The 16,634-nt window shown below is 63.9% G+C and carries 16 protein-coding genes; 11 read left to right on the top strand and 5 right to left on the bottom strand.

Translation table 11 applies throughout. The features are described 5' to 3' along the window. Window positions 1–21: 21 nt before the first annotated feature. A complete protein-coding gene (locus CXY72_RS08720) occupies window positions 22–1,587 on the top strand; it encodes a carboxylesterase/lipase family protein (protein WP_104127298.1) in 1,566 nt (521 codons plus the stop codon). A gap of 108 nt (window positions 1,588–1,695) precedes the next feature. Continuing rightward, on the top strand, window positions 1,696–3,123 hold the full coding sequence (locus tag CXY72_RS08715; RefSeq protein WP_370446241.1) for an NCS2 family permease: 1,428 nt from the start codon (window positions 1,696–1,698) through the stop codon (window positions 3,121–3,123). Window positions 3,124–3,208: 85 nt separating this feature from the next. Here the strand turns inward: CXY72_RS08715 and CXY72_RS08710 are convergent, their stop codons facing one another. After that, complete coding sequence (locus tag CXY72_RS08710; protein WP_104127296.1) at window positions 3,209–4,084, bottom strand: fumarylacetoacetate hydrolase family protein; 876 nt, start codon at window positions 4,082–4,084, stop codon at window positions 3,209–3,211. 316 nt (window positions 4,085–4,400) lie between these two features. On the opposite strand from CXY72_RS08710, the gene CXY72_RS08705 reads away from it, so the two are divergent. From CXY72_RS08705 to CXY72_RS08695, 3 genes are all read left to right on the top strand, one after another. Then, window positions 4,401–5,786, top strand: a complete 1,386-nt coding sequence (locus CXY72_RS08705; protein WP_104127295.1) for an FAD-binding oxidoreductase — start codon at window positions 4,401–4,403, stop codon at window positions 5,784–5,786. 31 nt (window positions 5,787–5,817) lie between these two features. Then, window positions 5,818–7,065 carry a PrsW family intramembrane metalloprotease gene (locus CXY72_RS08700; protein WP_104127294.1) on the top strand — a complete coding sequence of 416 codons (1,248 nt, stop codon included), beginning with the start codon at window positions 5,818–5,820 and terminating at the stop codon, window positions 7,063–7,065. 182 nt (window positions 7,066–7,247) lie between these two features. Beyond that, complete coding sequence (locus CXY72_RS08695) at window positions 7,248–7,619, top strand: FKBP-type peptidyl-prolyl cis-trans isomerase (RefSeq protein ID WP_104127293.1); 372 nt, start codon at window positions 7,248–7,250, stop codon at window positions 7,617–7,619. Between the two features lie 87 nt (window positions 7,620–7,706). Here the strand turns inward: CXY72_RS08695 and CXY72_RS08690 are convergent, their stop codons facing one another. Then, window positions 7,707–8,150, bottom strand: coding sequence for a pyridoxamine 5'-phosphate oxidase family protein (locus CXY72_RS08690; RefSeq protein WP_104127292.1), 444 nt, complete (start codon window positions 8,148–8,150; stop codon window positions 7,707–7,709). A gap of 221 nt (window positions 8,151–8,371) precedes the next feature. On the opposite strand from CXY72_RS08690, the gene CXY72_RS08685 reads away from it, so the two are divergent. Continuing rightward, window positions 8,372–10,123, top strand: a complete 1,752-nt coding sequence (locus CXY72_RS08685; RefSeq protein ID WP_104127291.1) for a BCCT family transporter — start codon at window positions 8,372–8,374, stop codon at window positions 10,121–10,123. 22 nt (window positions 10,124–10,145) lie between these two features. On the opposite strand, the gene CXY72_RS08680 is transcribed toward CXY72_RS08685, so the two are convergent. Next, complete coding sequence (locus CXY72_RS08680; RefSeq protein WP_104127290.1) at window positions 10,146–10,412, bottom strand: protealysin inhibitor emfourin; 267 nt, start codon at window positions 10,410–10,412, stop codon at window positions 10,146–10,148. A 9-nt stretch (window positions 10,413–10,421) separates the two neighbouring features. Then, window positions 10,422–11,576: a M4 family metallopeptidase gene (locus CXY72_RS08675; protein WP_104127289.1), complete on the bottom strand. Its 1,155-nt coding sequence runs from the start codon at window positions 11,574–11,576 to the stop codon at window positions 10,422–10,424. A gap of 69 nt (window positions 11,577–11,645) precedes the next feature. Between CXY72_RS08675 and CXY72_RS08670 the strand changes: the two genes are divergently transcribed. The 3 genes from CXY72_RS08670 to CXY72_RS20350 all read left to right on the top strand — a co-directional run bounded on the left by CXY72_RS08670 (window position 11,646) and on the right by CXY72_RS20350 (window position 14,124). Next, the gene (locus CXY72_RS08670) at window positions 11,646–12,536 is read left to right on the top strand and encodes an LLM class flavin-dependent oxidoreductase (RefSeq protein WP_104127288.1); all 891 of its coding nucleotides are present in this window, start codon (window positions 11,646–11,648) and stop codon (window positions 12,534–12,536) included. Window positions 12,537–12,595: 59 nt separating this feature from the next. Next, complete coding sequence (locus CXY72_RS08665) at window positions 12,596–13,717, top strand: AI-2E family transporter (protein ID WP_104127287.1); 1,122 nt, start codon at window positions 12,596–12,598, stop codon at window positions 13,715–13,717. A 284-nt stretch (window positions 13,718–14,001) separates the two neighbouring features. Then, on the top strand, window positions 14,002–14,124 hold the full coding sequence (locus CXY72_RS20350) for a hypothetical protein (protein WP_255409272.1): 123 nt from the start codon (window positions 14,002–14,004) through the stop codon (window positions 14,122–14,124). A gap of 1 nt (window position 14,125) precedes the next feature. On the opposite strand, the gene CXY72_RS08660 is transcribed toward CXY72_RS20350, so the two are convergent. Continuing rightward, window positions 14,126–14,458, bottom strand: a complete 333-nt coding sequence (locus tag CXY72_RS08660; protein WP_233197722.1) for an ATP-dependent DNA ligase — start codon at window positions 14,456–14,458, stop codon at window positions 14,126–14,128. Between the two features lie 205 nt (window positions 14,459–14,663). On the opposite strand from CXY72_RS08660, the gene rpsO reads away from it, so the two are divergent. Together rpsO and CXY72_RS08650 are read left to right on the top strand one after the other, a co-directional pair. Then, window positions 14,664–14,933: a 30S ribosomal protein S15 gene (rpsO, locus tag CXY72_RS08655; RefSeq protein ID WP_092112143.1), complete on the top strand. Its 270-nt coding sequence runs from the start codon at window positions 14,664–14,666 to the stop codon at window positions 14,931–14,933. A gap of 171 nt (window positions 14,934–15,104) precedes the next feature. Beyond that, entirely contained in the window at window positions 15,105–16,631 is a 1,527-nt protein-coding gene (locus tag CXY72_RS08650; protein WP_104127286.1) for an amino acid permease, read from the top strand. Window positions 16,632–16,634: the final 3 nt, after the last annotated feature.

Here is a 16,634-nt window from a genome sequence, read left to right as displayed (position 1 = left end):
CTGCGGAATAGACTCGATTTCATGAGCCAGCTCGCTGATCCGACCACCAAGCAGGGTCTCGAAGTGCGGGTGTCGGGCGGTTTGCTCCGCGGAGTTCGTGAACGCGGCGTCGTGGCCTGGCGCGGCATCCCCTACGCGGCCGCTCCGGTAGGCGATCTGCGCTTTCGTGCCCCGCAGCCGGCCCCGACCTGGCACGGTGTGCGTGATGCGAGCGTGTGGGGATTGATTGCCCCGCAAAGCTACAAGGGCCAGTTTCGCGGCGCGCACCCACGCATCCCGCAGGGGGAGGACTGCCTCAACCTCAACGTGATCGCACCCGATCAACGGATTCGCCCCGGTGCGCAGTTGCAGGACGCCCTCCGACCGGTGATGGTGTTCATCCACGGCGGCGCCTACAGTGTCGGTTCCAGCCGCGAGGTTCCGCGGCAGGGGGAGGGGCTTGTGCGGCGCGGCGGCATCGTCTACGTCAGCCTGAACTACCGGCTGGGTGCCCTCGGGTACCTGGACTTTTCTCGATTTGGTTCGCTGGAGCATCCGTTTGAGAACAACCTCGGCCTGCGAGACCAGGTCGCCGCCCTGCAGTGGGTGCAAAACAACATTCACGCATTCGGCGGTGATCCGAATGCGGTCACCCTGTTCGGCGAGTCGGCCGGCGGCAACGCGGTCACCACACTGATGACCGTGCCGAGCGCGTCGGGCCTGTTCCAGCGGGCGATCGCGCAGAGTGCGCCGCCGAACGCGGTTTACCCGAGTGACATCACGGCGCGCTGGGCTGGCGAGTTCGTGGACAGCCTCAGCAAAGCCCCTGGCCCCCGCAGCACCGCCGACGCGGCCCGCCTGTTGCTGGCCTCCGACCCGGCACTGCTCGCCGCCGCCACAACCGCGCTGACCGTGCGTACGCCCGATCAGGACCCGGGTATGATTCCGCTCTGCCCGGTCATCGATGGTGATTTTCTGCCGGAGCGGCCGCTCGACGCTTTTCGGGATGGCCGTGCGGCGCGCATCCCGCTCATCATCGGCACGAACGCGCGTGAGGGCTCGCTGTTCAGCGGCCGCATCGATATTCTCGCCACGACGCCCGCGCGCATCCGTGCAATCTTCAAGAAGACCAAGAAGAAGGCGAAGAAGGCACTCAAAGCGCAGTATCCCGGCATTCCGGCGCTGCGGGCCGCGCTGGATTTCGGCGGCGACTACTCCTTCTGGTATCCGAGCGTGAAGGTCGGCGAACGACATTCCCGGTACGCACCGGTGTACTTCTACCGTTTCGATGCCGCTCCACGGCTGCTGCGGCTGATGGGCCTTGATGCCACGCACGGTCTCGAACTCTTTCCGTTGTTCGATCGACTCGACGGCTGGTTCGGCCGCGGCATGACGGCGCTCGGCGGGCGTCGCACCTTTCAGGACATCGCAACACGGATGCAGGGCTGGTGGCTGTGCTTCGTGCACGGCGGGGCGCCATCGACCGAGTGGCCGCTCTACGACGAAACCACGCGCGCGACGCTGATCATCGATCGCTACGACCAGGTCGAGGCGGACCCGCACCGGGAACGGCGCCTGGCCTGGGGACGGTTCGTGCCACACGTTTAAGTAGTGTGCCTGGCCTGGTCGTAGACTAAGACCTTGCGTTAAGAGCCACGGCACCGGGAGTACACCATTTCGAGCATTGAAACACCCACGACTGCCGCGCCGCGTGGCCTGAAAGCCCGCGTCGATGCGTACTTCGAGATCTCCAGCCGTGGCTCCACCTGGTCAAGAGAATTCCGTGGCGGAGTCGTCACCTTCGTGACGATGGCCTACATCGTTATCTTGAACCCGCTCATTCTCGGCGGGTTCAGCGCCGACCAGGCCGCCGTCGACGTAGAGGGCGGCTGGCTTCCCAACGAGCAGGTAGCCGCCGTCACCGCGCTGACTGCCGGAGTCATGACTATTCTGTTCGGCGTCATCGCCCGCCTGCCCTACGGTTTAGCAGCCGGGCTCGGCATCAACTCGTTCCTCGCCGTGAGCGTCGTCGGCCAGGTCACCTGGGCCGAAGCGATGGGCCTTGTTGTCATTAACGGGCTCATCATCGTGCTTCTCGCCTCGACCGGCCTGCGCGAACTGATCTTCAACGCCATTCCCCGGCCGCTGAAAATCGCCATCACGGTAGGAATCGGCCTGTTTATCGCGTTCATCGGCCTAGTCGACTCCGGTTTCGTGCGGGCCAGTGGTGCGAACTCGCCGCCGGTGCAGCTCGGCGACGCTGGCTCGATCGCAACGTTGCCGACGGCGGTTTTCGTGATCGGGCTCATCATCATGGGGGTCCTTGTGGCCCGTAGGGTGAAGGCTGCACTGTTGATCGGCATCGTCGTGACGACCATCATCGCCGTCATTCTCGAGGCAATCTTCAGGGTGGGACCCTCGTTCGGTACCAACCCGGCCGGTTGGAACCTGAACGCGCCCGTGCTGCCGACGAGCGTGGTCGCCCTGCCCGACTTCGCATTGATCGGCCAAGTGTCCTTCGGCGCGTTCGAGCGCATCGGCATGCTCGCCGCCGTAATGCTCGTCTTCACCCTCGTCTTCACGAACTTCTTCGACGCCATGGGAACCATGACCGGCCTGGCCAGTGAGGCCGGACTGGCCGACAAGGACGGAAAGTTCCCGCGGCTGAAATCCGCGCTCATCGTCGAGGGTATCGGAGCCGTCGCCGGTGGTGCGACGAGTGCCTCGTCGAACACCGTGTTCATCGAATCGGGGGCCGGCATCGGAGAGGGAGCCCGCACGGGCGTTGCCAACGTAGTCACCGGCATCCTCTTTTTGGCCGCCATGTTCTTCACCCCGCTCACCCAGATCGTGCCGCTGGAAGTGGCTGCTGCGGCGCTCGTCATCGTCGGAGCGCTCATGGTGTCGCAGATTCGCCACCTCGACTTCACCGAATTCTCCAGCACGCTGCCGATCTTTCTGACGATCATCGTGATGCCGCTGACCTACTCAATCGCCAACGGTATCGGTGCGGGTTTCATCAGCTGGGTGCTGGTGCGCAGCCTCTCCGGCAAGGCGCGTGAGATCAGTCCGCTGCTATGGGTCGTCGCCGTCGGTTTCATACTCTTCTTCGTGCGTGGTCCGGTCGAGGCGCTGATCGGCTGAGTGGTCGAAGGCATCGTCGGGGCGGAAGCGCAGGTGCACGACGACGATTGGCTGGGGTTCGACCCGCGCCTCTGACCGGCTGCGACTAGATTTCGCGACAGTGCGTCGTGAGCATGCCGATCTTGTCGATCGAAATGGTCACGGTCGATCCGTCGCGTAAAAAAATCGAAGGTTTCCGGCTGTAGCCGGCGCCGCCTGGACTGCCGGTGGAGATCAGGGTTCCCGGCAGAAGAGTGGAGGTTGTGGACAAGTAGGAGATGATCTCCGCGACGGTGCGCACCATGTCGCCGCTCGAAGCGTCCTGCAGAATACGGCCGTCGACGTGGGTGGTCAGCCACAGGTTCTGCGGGTCACCGATCTCATCGGCGGTGACGACGAGCGGGCCGGTCGGGGTGAAGCCATCAAAGGATTTGCAGCGAGACCATTGTGCTTCCGAGAACTGCAGATCGCGAGCGGTGATGTCGTTCACGACCGTGTACCCGAAGACATAGTCCAGGGCGTCGACGACTGACACGTTGCGAGCCGGGCGGCCGATGATGACACCCAATTCGGCTTCGTAGTCGACCTGGGTGGTGAGGTCGCGCGGCCAGGTGATGGTCGAGCCGTGCCCGGTGAGCGAGTTGGGCCAGAGCGAGAACACGGTCGCCGCCGTTTCGAGGCGCAGGCTCAGCTCGGAGGAGTGAGCGGCGTAATTGGCGCCGATCGCGATGATCTGCGGCGGTCTGAGCACCGCGGAAGAGTGTCGCAGTTCGTCGACCGAGGTGAGTACAGCGCCGTTGGAGGCGGCGTCGAGGCTGATCGCGCGGATGCGTTCGTACTCAGCGTCGCCCTGTTCGAGCAGGTCTTGCAGGTCACGCGGGGCGTCGTCAATGACGTCGTCCAGGAACAGCGCCGCATCGTCAAAGATCACGGCCAATCGGGGAATGGAGGAACCGTCAACTCTCAAATGCGCAAATTTCACTCTCTCAGGCTAACGGGCGCGAACCCGGGTTGGCTTGTGGGAGGCTCCAACCCTCGGCTGGTCTGCTTGGAGGAAACGGGCGAAGGCTGTTGTGGGCCCGACACAGGTGTACTCCGGCGTACTTGCCCCACCGAGCCCGGTCGGCCCCGCGGGCAGCGAGTGCGCCCGGGGCCAACGGTGAGCCCGAGGCGGCCAGCTCCCTCCCAGCGTCAGGTCGCTGGTCAACAGCAGGTCGGGGCAACGCCCGAGCCTGCCAGGCCCGACCGGAAGGCGGTAGCGCAGAATCAGACACGGAGCGGGTCGATAGACTGTGGCGATGAACGCACTGTTGCGCCTCCAGTCCGAGCTCGGCGCGATCGTCAGCGTCGATCCCCTCGACCTAGCGGCCAACCGCGCCGACAAATCCGGCTGGGTGGCCGACGGTACGCCGCTTGCCATCGTGCGCGCTACGACGGTCGATCACGTTCAATCGGCGCTGCGCATTGCGACCGAATTTCGGGTACCGGTAGTCACACGTGGCTCCGGAACCGGCCTGTCGGGCGGAGCCTGTGGTACCGACGGGTCCATCGTGCTGAGCGTGGCCGGTCTGACCCGCATCATCGAAATCAACCCCGACGACGAACTTGCTGTCGTCGAGGCCGGCGTGATCAATCAGCACTTCAACGACGTCCTCGCCAAACAGGATCTCTGGTTTGCCCCGGACCCGGCCAGCAAGGGCATCTCCACCGTCGGCGGTAACATCGCCACGAATGCCGGTGGGCTGCTCTGCGCGAAGTATGGGGTCACCCGGGAAGCTGTGCTCGGCCTGACCGTCGTGCTCGCCGACGGCAGTCTGCTGCGCACCGGGCATCGCACGGTCAAGGGCGTCACCGGCTACGATCTCACCGCGCTGCTCACCGGATCCGAGGGCACCCTCGGCGTCATCGTCGATGCGACGGTGCGGGTACGCGCGCTGACTGCTGGCACGGTTGCCACCATCGGTGCGGTTTTTGACACGGTGATGGCGGCGGCCGCAGCCAGCGCTTTGATCACTGCCGCACGGTTCCGTCCCGCAGTGATGGAACTGATCGACCCGGTAGCGCTCGGCATGGTGACCGCATACCTCGGGCCCGACGGCTCGGCCGGCCTGCCACTCGGCCAGGGTGCGTTTCTCCTCGTGCAGACCGACGGACCGGCGGCGCTCGCCGAAGCCGAGGCGGCCGTGGTGGTGCTCCGGGCAGCTGGCGGCCAAGCCAGTTTGTCAACGGATGCTGCCTCCGGCGACCGCCTGCTGGCCATTCGTCGCGCCATGCACCCCGCCCTCGAACAGTTCGGTCGGGTGCTCATCGAAGACGTGTCGGTGCCGCGTTCGCGCATGGCCGAGATGTTCGCCGTCATCGCCGAGATCAGCGCACGCACCGGCATCCCCATTCCCACCGTCGCCCACGCCGGCGACGGTAACCTGCACCCGAACTTCGTCATTCCGCATGGCGGTGCAGGGGATGCGGTGGTGCCCGATGAGATCTGGGCCGCCGCCGACGAGATGTTTCAGGCTGCGCTCGCTTTGGGCGGCACTCTCACCGGCGAACACGGTGTCGGCGTGCTGAAGCGTCGCTGGCTGCGTGATGAGATCGGTGAGACGAGCCTCGTCCTGCAACGCCAGCTCAAAGCGGTCTTCGACCCACTGGGCTTGCTGAACCCCGGCACCATGTTCGACGCCTGAACTGCTGATTCGGAGCCGGTATTGTCAAGTGATGAGCCTCGACCAGCCGCCAGGCCAGCATCCCATCGAACAGCGGTCGAGCCAACACCTGCCCGTACAGGCGAGTCAGGCGCCGGTGCAACCGGTCTGGAGCCAGCCGGTGCTCCCGTCTCCCGCCGGCCCGGTCGTACTGGCCGTGATCGGCATCATGCTCGCGGGGCTGGCCCTGCTCGCCGTGTTTTGGTACCTGACCACATTCCTCGGCGCCGACGCGCTGCTCGTCGCGCTGATCCTGGCGCTCCTGCCGCTTACGGTGGTGCTACTGGCGGTGCGCTGGATCGACCGCTGGGATCCGGAGCCGCGACCCGCCCTCATCTTCGCCCTGCTGTGGGGCGCCGGAATCTCCGTCGTCACCGCCCTGGTCTTCGATCTTGGCGTTCAGGTCACGATTGCGGCCAGTGCGGGGGCCCTGGCCGGGAGTGATTTCGCATCCGCTGTCGTCCAGGCCCCGATTGTGGAAGAAGTCGCCAAGGGCTTCGGGGTGCTCGCGCTGTTCTGGGCGGTGCGCAGGCACTTTGACGGGCCAGTGGACGGTGTCGTCTACGCCGCGACGATTGCGGCCGGCTTTGCCTTCTCGGAGAATATTCAATACTTTGGCCTGGCTCTGACCGAGGGCGACGCGCAAAGACTCGGCATGACGTTTTTGCTCCGCGGGGTCTTTTCGCCGTTCGCGCACGTCACTTTCACGATCTGCACCGGGCTTGCCCTCGGCCTGGCCGCGAGGCGCGGCGCCAGCCGCGGCGGGGCAGTCGGTTATTCTCTGATCGGTCTGCTCCCCGCGATCATTCTGCATGCACTATGGAATGGCAGCACCTTTGTTCTCGACACCGACGCCTCCGTGCTCGCCTATTACGCGGTCGTGCAAGTGCCGCTGTTCATCACCGCCATTCTCGTCGTTGCCTTTTTGCGCCGGCAGGAGGCTCGCACCACACTGCGCCGTCTGCATGAATATTCGCAGGCCGGATGGTTCACCGCGGCCGAGGTCTCAATGCTGGGCACCGAGTCCGGTCGACGCCAGGCGCTCGCTTGGGGCGGACGCCAACAACGACCCAGGAAAGTCGCGATGCGCCGTTTCATAGCGGATGCGACGCGGCTTGCCGGTGTGCGCGACCGTCTTGTTCGCGGCCAGAATACAGGGGCCCTGCACGCCCACGAGGTGCAACTGCTCGGACTGCTGATGAATCATCGGGCCGACGTGCTCGGTCAGATGCGGCCGGGTTCGGCGCCAGCGGCACCGTGATCACGGTGAGTCACGCGGGACAACAGAAACTCGCCGCTTCGGTGGCGTGGCGGTGCCGACGACTCTCCCGATGCGACGAGTTGGTGTATACCAAGAGTGCACCCGGAACCCGCCAGGCGCAAGCATTATTTTCGCAGCAGCCCTGGTAAGCAATCCGGGGCGGAATCCGCTTGGATAGGGGTATGACTGATTTGAATTCCAAGCCCGAAATTGACTTCCCCGAGGGCGCTGCGCCCGAACACCTCGAGATCACCGATGTCGTCGTCGGTGATGGCGCTGAAGCTACGGCGGGAGCCACCGTCGACGTGCACTACCTCGGCGTCGAGTTCGCGTCCGGCGACGAGTTCGACTCGTCCTGGAACCGTGGCCAGTCGATCAACTTTCCGCTGCGCTCACTCATCGCCGGCTGGCAGGAAGGCATCCCCGGTATGAAGGTCGGTGGACGCCGCAAGCTCGTTGTGCCGCCGCACCTCGCTTACGGACCGGCCGGCTCTGGCCACCGTCTCTCCGGCCAGACCCTGATTTTCGTGATCGACCTACTCGGCGTGAGCTAACCCGCGGCACCAAGAAGCACTCAAAACGGGATACGGCTGCTGTAGCTGTATCCCGTTTTATCTGCGCGTTGACCTGATCAGCAACGATCAGGTCAGGGTCGCCGTCGGCTCCGGGCCAAGCACAAACCGCCGCCCGGTGATCGAATCCGGCACGATCTCGACGAAAACCGGCTTGACCGTGGGAATCAGCGGGTGCAACGGCAACGCTGCGGCGTCGTCGATGTCCCGCTGGGTGTCGAGCGCGCGGGCCGTTCCATGCACGACGACACTCCACGCTTCGTCGCGGCCCACGCCATCTGTTTCGAACGCGACGTGATTGTTGACCGTGAGCTCGATCAGTTTGGTGCCCGGAGATGTACGGAACAGTAGACGCCGGTCGGCGGCGACAAAATTGACCGGGAAAATATCGGGGAGGCCACTGACGGCCACGGCCAGGCGGCCCAGACTAGTCGAGAGCAAGGCATTCCAGCATTCCTCTTCGCTGAGATTCTGCACGGCCGATGCGGCCGCGTTCACGTCGTTGAAAGTCATGAGCCATCGTCACACGACCCGAGCCACAGGGCGAGCCGGGCCGGCATGTTTCTTATCCCAGCAGGCAAACTGAGGCCGAAAATATTTTGTCCCCTTATCTAGGGTGTTATGCCTGTAAGCTGGAAATTTGCCCAGCGGGGCAGGCACCTGGCGGTGCACAAGCGGTTTCATCCTGAGGGGTTTAATTGCGCGTCGCAAACTATTCCTGAGAGGGTTCCACAGTGAGTGCATTACCCGAAGTACCGGCGAAAACGCCACACAGAAGCCCTTCCAAAACCCGGCTTTTTGTCGTTGCGGCGCCGCGAGTGTTCTACCCGGCACTCGGCATCATCCTGGCCGTCGTCATCGTCGCCATCGCCTTTCCCGTGCGTACGGGCAGCGTCCTCGCCCTGTTGCAGGGCTGGGTGGTAGCCGGGCTTGGCCCGTACTACGTGGTTATCGTCGCGGCCTTCGTCGTGTTCGCCATTTGGATGGGACTGAGCCGTTTCGGCGACATCAAGCTGGGTAAAGACGACGACGAACCTGAATTTGGTCTGATGAGCTGGTTCTCGATGCTCTTCGCTGCCGGCATGGGCATCGGCCTGGTCTTTTGGGGGGCCTCTGAACCCCTCACCTTCTTCACGACCCCAAAGCCCGGTGTGACCGGTGATTCCGCGGATCTCGCCGCCGCAGCGATGACGCAGACCTTCCTGCACTGGGGGTTCCACGCCTGGGCCATCTACGCCGTTGTCGGCCTGGCCCTCGCCTACTCGATCCATCGGAAGGGTCGGCCGGTCTCCATTCGCTGGGCCCTCGAGCCGCTCCTCGGCACCCGCCGGGTCAAGGGCCGCCTCGGTGACGCGATCGACGTGATCGCCATCGTCGGTACCCTGTTCGGTGTCGCGACCTCCCTCGGACTCGGTGTCAAGCAGATCGCCGCCGGACTGAGCTTCCTCGGAGTAGTCGGCGAGGTCACCAATACCCTGCTCATCATTTTGATCGTCGTTATCACGATCATCGCGACGGCTTCGGTCGTCAGCGGCGTCGGCAAGGGCATCAAATGGCTTTCCAACATCAACCTCGGCATGGCTGGTCTTCTGCTCGTGGCCGTGCTGCTTCTTGGCCCCACGATGTATCTGCTGCGTTTGCTCGTGCAGTCGGTCGGCGGCTACTTCGAAAACGTCGTCGGACTCACCTTTGACACCGGAGCGTTCACTGGCCAGGCCGGCCTGGACTTTCAGGGTGCCTGGACCATCTTCTACTGGGGCTGGTGGATCTCGTGGGCCCCGTTCGTTGGCGTGTTCATCGCGCGCATTTCACGCGGACGCACGGTTCGACAGTTCATTGCCGGCGTGTTGCTCGTTCCAACCCTGGTCACGTTCGTCTGGTTCGCTGTCATGGGTGGCAGTGCCATCCGTCAGGCGTGGGCGGGTGACGGCGGCGGGCTCTTCGACCCGAAGGGCGGCATCATCCCCGAGAATGTATTGTTCAGCCTTCTGGGCACCCTTCCGTTCGGCGTGATCCTCTCGGTGATCGCGGTCATCGTCATTGCGATCTTCTTCATCACCTCAGCCGATTCGGGTTCGCTCGTCATCGACATGCTCGCTTCCGGCGGTGATACCAATCCGCCCAAGTGGAGTCGCATCATGTGGGCCGGCCTCGGCGGGCTCGTAGCCATCGCGCTGCTGCTGGCTGGCGGATTAGCGGCCCTGCAGACCGGCGCGATCTTGACCGCGATTCCGGTGAGCATCGTGATGATCGGCATGTGCATTGCCATCTACAAGGCGTTCCGCATCGAACATGAGGTCTTGGTGGCGGCCGAACGGCGCCAGCGTCGTGAGGAGATGGCGCGCCGCATCGGCAAGTCCGTCACCGCGCACCTCGAAGAGAACTTCGACGACCACTTCGGTGATCAGGTCGACGGACACATCGAAGCGGCATTGACCGATGATTCGACGCGCCGCCCGCGCTGGGGTCGTCGTCCGAAGGCGTAACACCTGAACCGGGCCAGGGTCCTTACATGCCGTTGGCGGCCCTGACCCGGTTGACCAGATCACGCCACGGCCCGTTCACCTGGGGTTCGGCGAGCACTACCTCATGCGGAGCGCACCGAATGCGGTAGGCGAAGCGGTCGGGCGTGGCCTCGCTGTCGGTGACGTCATCCCAGGGCAGAGAATTCAAGAACTCTGTCCACGTGCTCGGGTCGGGCTGTTCTTCGACCCGAACTTCCCAGGTCAGGCGGATTCCCGCCATCCCGCCGCTGCGGGAGACGATGACTTTCATACCGCGATGCTACTCGGGTGGCAGCGGTGTATTTTGCGCGGTCGGCGGTCTTGGCAATACCGGCCGGATGGGGGGAAGAGGAGCGGGAATCGCCGCCACCACGCCCACCGTCGCCCAGGCCTGGAGCACCGCGTTATGGGCGGCACCTCCGCTGCCGTACAGTCTCGCCGCGGTGTCGGCCGTCGCCGCAGCGAAAGCAGCAAAGTCGCTCTGACGGTTCAGCCCGGTGCCGGTCAACGTGTCATACCAAATGTGGCCCGGGGTCTCCCAGGCGTTGCCGCCGAGAGTGTCGGCAACCAGGTAGAACGCGCGGTTGGGAATACCGGAATTGAGATGCACTCCGCCGTTGTCATCGTCGGTTTCGATGTACCCGGTCATGTCGCCGGGCTGCGGATCTTTACCCAGCACATCATCGTTATACGCGGTGCCGGGCGCTTTCATCGAGCGCAGGGCAACACCCTCGACCTGGTCCGTGAACAGGCCTTCGCCGATCAGCCAACTAGCGTCTTCCGTCGCTTGATTTCTGGCGTGCTGCTCGACCAGGGCGCCGAACACGTCGGAGATGGACTCGTTGAGGGCCCCCGACTGGCCACGATACTCAAGATTGGCCGTAAATTGGGTGACCCCGTGCGTGAGCTCGTGACCGATCACACTGGGCGAAATAGTGAAGCGGTTGAAGATCTGCCCGTCACCGTCGCCGAACACCATGCGTTCGCCGTCCCAGAAGGCGTTATCGTATTGTTTGCCGTAGTGCACGGTCGCATCCATGGGAAGTCCGTTGCCGTCGATGCTGTCCCGTCCGTACTGCGTCCAATACAGCATCTGCGTGGCGCCGAGACCGTCGTAAGCCTCGTTCACGGCCGGGTCGCCCCCGGCAGGCTGCCCCTCGGCGCGCACTTGCCGACCGGGCAGTCGTTCCTGGCCGCCGGCATCCGAAATGGTGCGGTCTGACTCGCCCGGGGTACGCGCCGGCAGGGTGCGAGCTCCGGAATAAGCAAACGGATGGACCCCGTCGCGCAATTGCCGAAGCTGCGAGTCCCGCAGCAATGACGCCCGTGCGGATGCTGCGGCCTGCGCGAACCGGGGTTCGTCAAGTTTCGCCAGCCTGACCAACAGATAGGGCGGAACGATTGTGCACACGGTGTGGAGCGCGGAATTGTCCATGAGCAGAGTCTGGCACCGGCCGCCGACATTGCAACTACGCGTTTTCGCGCGACTGAATAAACTCGTCGCATGCGCTTTGGAATCATCATCCTTCCACAGGACCCGTGGTCGGTTGCCCGCAGAAAATGGCTCGGAGCCGAGCAGTACGGCTTCGACCACGCCTTCACCTACGACCACCTCTCCTGGCGCTCGCTCGCCGATGAACCGTGGAACGCGACCATCCCCACCTTGACCGCTGCCGCGGCCGTGACCGAACGCATCATGCTGGGCACCTGTGTCTCGTCACCGAACTTTCGGCATCCGGTGCCGTTCGCCAAAGATGTCGCGACGGTCGACGATGTGTCCGGCGGGCGGTTTCTGCTGGGTATCGGATCGGGCGGCACCGGTTTCGACGCGAGCGTTCTCGGTGCGCGGGAGTACACCCCCCGGCAGCGGCACGAACGCTTCGCCGAATTCGTCACAGACCTCGACCTGCTGCTGCGCGGCGAAGAACCCGGCACGACCGACGGCATCACTTTCGCCGGCGAGTGGTACACCGCCAACAACGCGCGCATGGTGGCATACCCGGCCAGCGGCCCGGCCCGCCAGCGAGTACCGTTCCTGATCGCCGCCAACGGGCCGAAGGGCCTGGGACTGGTGAGCCGTTTCGGGCAGGGCTGGGTGACCACCGGGCAGGACGGTGCGGAGGGGGAGCGTTGGTGGACCAGCGTGCGCGATCTCACCCACCGGCTCGACGACGTTGTCAGCGGCGACGGTCGCGACCCCCTTACGATCGACCGTTATCTCTCGCTCGACAGCGGCGGAACATATTCCCTGCAGAGCATAAATGTGTTCGAGGATGCCGTCGGCCGGGCCGCCGAGCTCGGCTTCACCGACGTGATCAGCCACTGGCCGCGCGAGAATGGGATCTACTCGGGCGATGAGTCGATCCTCGGTGCGGTCGCCGCCATTTTCACATGAATCAGCCAAAGAGACCGGTCGAGCGGGGTTTCCGCACGGCGGATGTCTAGGCTGGGTGCATGCGCGCACACGACGACCTCACCCCCCTGGTGCCTCGCACCCCGCTGACCGATCGGCTCGGCTGGCTCGGATTGCGCAGCGGCCAGATTTTGCTCGTCATCCTGCTGGCCTCGGTGATCATCTTCGGCCTGGTGCAACTCAAGCTCGTCGTCATCCCGGTGCTGATAGCGATAATCCTCGCCTCAGCGTTGAGCCCGGTGATCAACGGCCTGCGGAAGCGTGGCGTCGCTGCCATCCTGGCCACCTGGATCACCCTGCTCGGCGGCATCGTCGTGTTCGGCGGCATCATCACGCTCATCGTCTTCGCTGTACGTGACCAGTGGAACGAGCTGTTCTCCTCGGCCTCCCAGGGTATCGACCGCCTTCAGCAGTTCCTCATCGACGGGCCGATCCAGGTCGACGCAAAGCAGATCGACGACGCCCGCACGGCAATCGTCGATTTTCTCACCAGCAGCCAGTTCGGCACCGGAGCACTTGCCGGGGCATCCGCTGTCTTCGAACTGATCACCGGAACCGTGCTACTCATAGTCATATTGTTCTTCTTTCTCAAAGACGGCGGCCAGATCTGGAACTTCTTCCTGACGCCGTTCAAGGGCGAGCGCCTCGCCCGCGGGCGCCGCATCGGCCACACCTCACTGCGGGTGCTCGGCGGTTACGTACGCGGCACGGCGATCGTCGCCGCCGTCGACGCCACCGCGATCGGCATCGGCCTTGCAATCTTGCAGGTGCCGCTCGCCCTCCCACTCTCGGTCATCGTTTTCCTCGGTGCGTTCATTCCGTTGATCGGTGCGACCGCGGCCGGTGTGCTCGCAGCCTTGGTCGCCCTCGTCGCGAGTGGGCCGGGCGTCGCCCTCATCGTCATCATCATCGTGATCGCGGTCAACCAACTCGAGGGCAACTTTCTGCAGCCGGTCGTCATGGCGCAGTCGTTGAAGCTGCATCCGCTCGTCATCCTGGTCGGGCTGACCGCCGGAACCATCCTTGGCGGTATCGTCGGTGCCGTACTGTCGGTACCGATCGCGGCCGTCGCCTGGGCCATCGCCAAAGCCTGGAACACACCGGATGCGCCGCGTCCGACTGCCGCGGTGAGCCCGTCGAAGCGTCGTGTTCGCAGGCGCTGAACCGATTTGATCCTGTCACCGGGACCGTGATCACGGCGCCGATAGACGGCCTGAAGGTGCTCCCTATCATGCGTGACGAGGGTCTGCACGGCAACGCCGACATCGTCGGGCGGCATCTCAAGCCAGAGCGTGAACGGCTTGGCGAACGGTTCGACCTGATCGGTGCGGTCTACGGTCTGGGGCTCTAACTTGGCGTCGAACTGGTCAGCGACCGGGCGAAGTCCACTCCGGCAACCGCGGCGGCGGCCCGGCTCCGTGACGAATTCCTCCTGCGGGGCATCATCGTGCAGCGCACATGCCACTTCGAAAACGTACTCAAGATCACGCCGCCGCTCTGCCTCACCGTCACCAGCACCAGCCATTTTCTGCACGCTCTCGACGAGGTGCTCGGCGAGCTCACCGCGTGAGTTAGCGACGCGTCTTCGTGGAGGGCAGCGCGCTCGGCTCGGGTTCGGCGATGAAGACCAGGCCGCCGGCGCTGTTGGCCGAAAGCATGAGCGCCTCGATCCAGTCACGATTGATAGACGGGGTCCGGCTGCCGAAATACCGGTAGTAAAGCGTGCTCGTCGGGTCGAGCCAGATGGCGCTGCGGCCGCTGCCCTCACCGACAGAATCGGTCCAGGTGAAGACGAAACTTTCGCGTCGACGCAGCTTGGTGCTGATCACGATCTGCAAGTGCATCAGGGCGCGATCATCGAAGGTGATCACGATGCCCGGATTGCCGTAAAGCAATGTACCCAAACGTGCACCTCCTCGATTGTTCCACCACTGTAGCGGTAGCCGGGGTGAGGACAGACCGGTTCGTTGCCGCCAATTCCCGCCGGGTGAGCGCGTTGGTCATCCACTCTGCTAAAGTATGAAGGTTGCCGTTCAACGGCCGCGGATAAAGAGAGCTCAGGCATTTGGCCAAGGGCACCGCGCAGTGAGAGAAAGGGGATCCCACTTTATGGCACTCGAACCAGATGCTAAGAAGGCGATCATCGAAAAGTACGCTACGCACCCAGGCGACACCGGGTCCCCGGAAGTTCAGATTGCAATGCTCACGCAGCGCATTCTCGACCTCACGGAGCACCTGAAAGAGCACAAGCACGACCACCACTCACGTCGTGGCCTGCTTCTCATGGTTGGTCAGCGTCGCCGTCTGCTCGGTTACCTGTCGGACATCGACATTACTCGATACCGCACACTGATCGGCAGCCTCGGCCTGCGTCGCTAATTTCTTTGTAGCGAAGGCAGCGTTGATAACGCAAACTTCTTCACAACGGGCCGTCACCTTTTTGGTGGCGGCCCGTTGTGCGTACCGCGTCATCTCGGGGCAGGTACTGAACAGGTGAGAATCGGGTTGCTAGCATAGGGGGTTGGCAATAACGAACGGACACCACTACGCATGAGTCTCTCGCGCACCAAGAGTATTGAAGATTCGATAGCAGACTCGCTGGAGAAGGGCCACAGCCTTAAACGCACTCTGGGTACCTGGGACCTCATGATCATGGGTGTCGCCGTGGCTGTCGGTGCGGGAATCTTCTCGGTAGGGGCCAAGGCCGCCGGCAGTTATGCCGGACCGTCGGTCACGCTTGCTTTTCTGCTGGCCGCCGTCACCTGCGCCCTCGCCATCATGTGTTATGCCGAGTTCGCGTCCGCGGTGCCGGTCGCCGGCTCCGCCTACACTTTCACCTACGCCACCCTCGGCGAGCTGTTGGCCTGGATCATCGGCTGGGACCTCATCCTCGAGATGCTGACCGCTGCCGCCGTGATCGCCAAATACTGGGGCATTTACCTCAGCACAGTCTTCGACCTGGCCGGCTGGAACGTTCCCGCCACCATCAAGGTGCTCGGCCTGGACGTGAGCTGGGGCGCCTTCGTCATCGTGGCCATCTTCACCGCCCTGCTTGTGCTCGGCACTCAGCTCTCCGCCCGCGTGGCCAGCGTCTTCACGATCATCAAGGTCGCCATCGTCGTCTTCGTCATCATCGTCGGAGCCTTCTTCATCAGCCCGAAGAACTACACCCCGTTCATCCCCGCCGAGGTGCCCACACAGGGCGGAGACGGTGACGTCTGGATGCAGTCGCTGTTCTCCTTCATGACCGGTGCGGCCCCCGCACAGTACGGCCTGTTCGGCCTGCTCGCCGGCGCATCCCTGGTGTTCTTCGCGTTCATCGGTTTCGATGTCGTCGCTACGAGCGCCGAAGAGGTCAAGAATCCGCAGAAGACCCTGCCGAGAGGTATCTTCGCCGGACTGGCCATCGTCACGGTGCTCTATCTCGGCGTGAGCTTGGTACTGACCGGGATGGTGCCGTACACGGTGCTTGCCGACGACCCGAACGCGTCACTCGCCACCGCGTTCGTCGCTGTCGGCGCCGGCTGGGCTGCCCAGATCATTTCGATCGGAATCCTGGTCGGTCTCACGACGGTCATCATGGTGCTGCTGCTCGGCCTCTCCCGCGTGCTGTTCGCGATGAGTCGCGACGGCCTGCTGCCGCGCTGGCTGAGCGTCACGACCGAGAAACGCCGCACTCCGGCACGGATCCAGATCATCTCCGGTGCCGCCGTCGCATTGCTTGCCGGCCTCACCGACGTTGGGGTGCTCGAAGAAATGATCAACATCGGTACCCTGTCGGCGTTCGTGCTCGTCAGCATCGCCGTGGTTGTGCTGCGTAAGAAACGCCCCGACCTGCCGCGCGCTTTCAAGGTGCCGTTCTCCCCGGTGCTGCCGATTCTCTCGGCTGTGCTGTGCATCTGGCTGATGCTGAACCTCACGACCCTCACCTGGGTGCGCTTCGCGGTCTGGCTGGTCGTGGGCTTCATCGTCTACTTTGCCTATGGACGCCGACACTCGATACTCGGCATCAAGCAGCGTGCCGCTGCCGCCGAAGCGGCCAGGGTCACTGCAGGCGAGGCGACACGCATCGACTAACGA

Source organism: Cryobacterium sp. Y57 (assembly GCF_002929505.1).
GTDB lineage: Bacteria > Actinomycetota > Actinomycetes > Actinomycetales > Microbacteriaceae > Cryobacterium.
The sequence above is the reverse complement of the archived record's forward strand: the minus strand, read 5'-3'. Positions and strand labels throughout refer to the sequence as shown.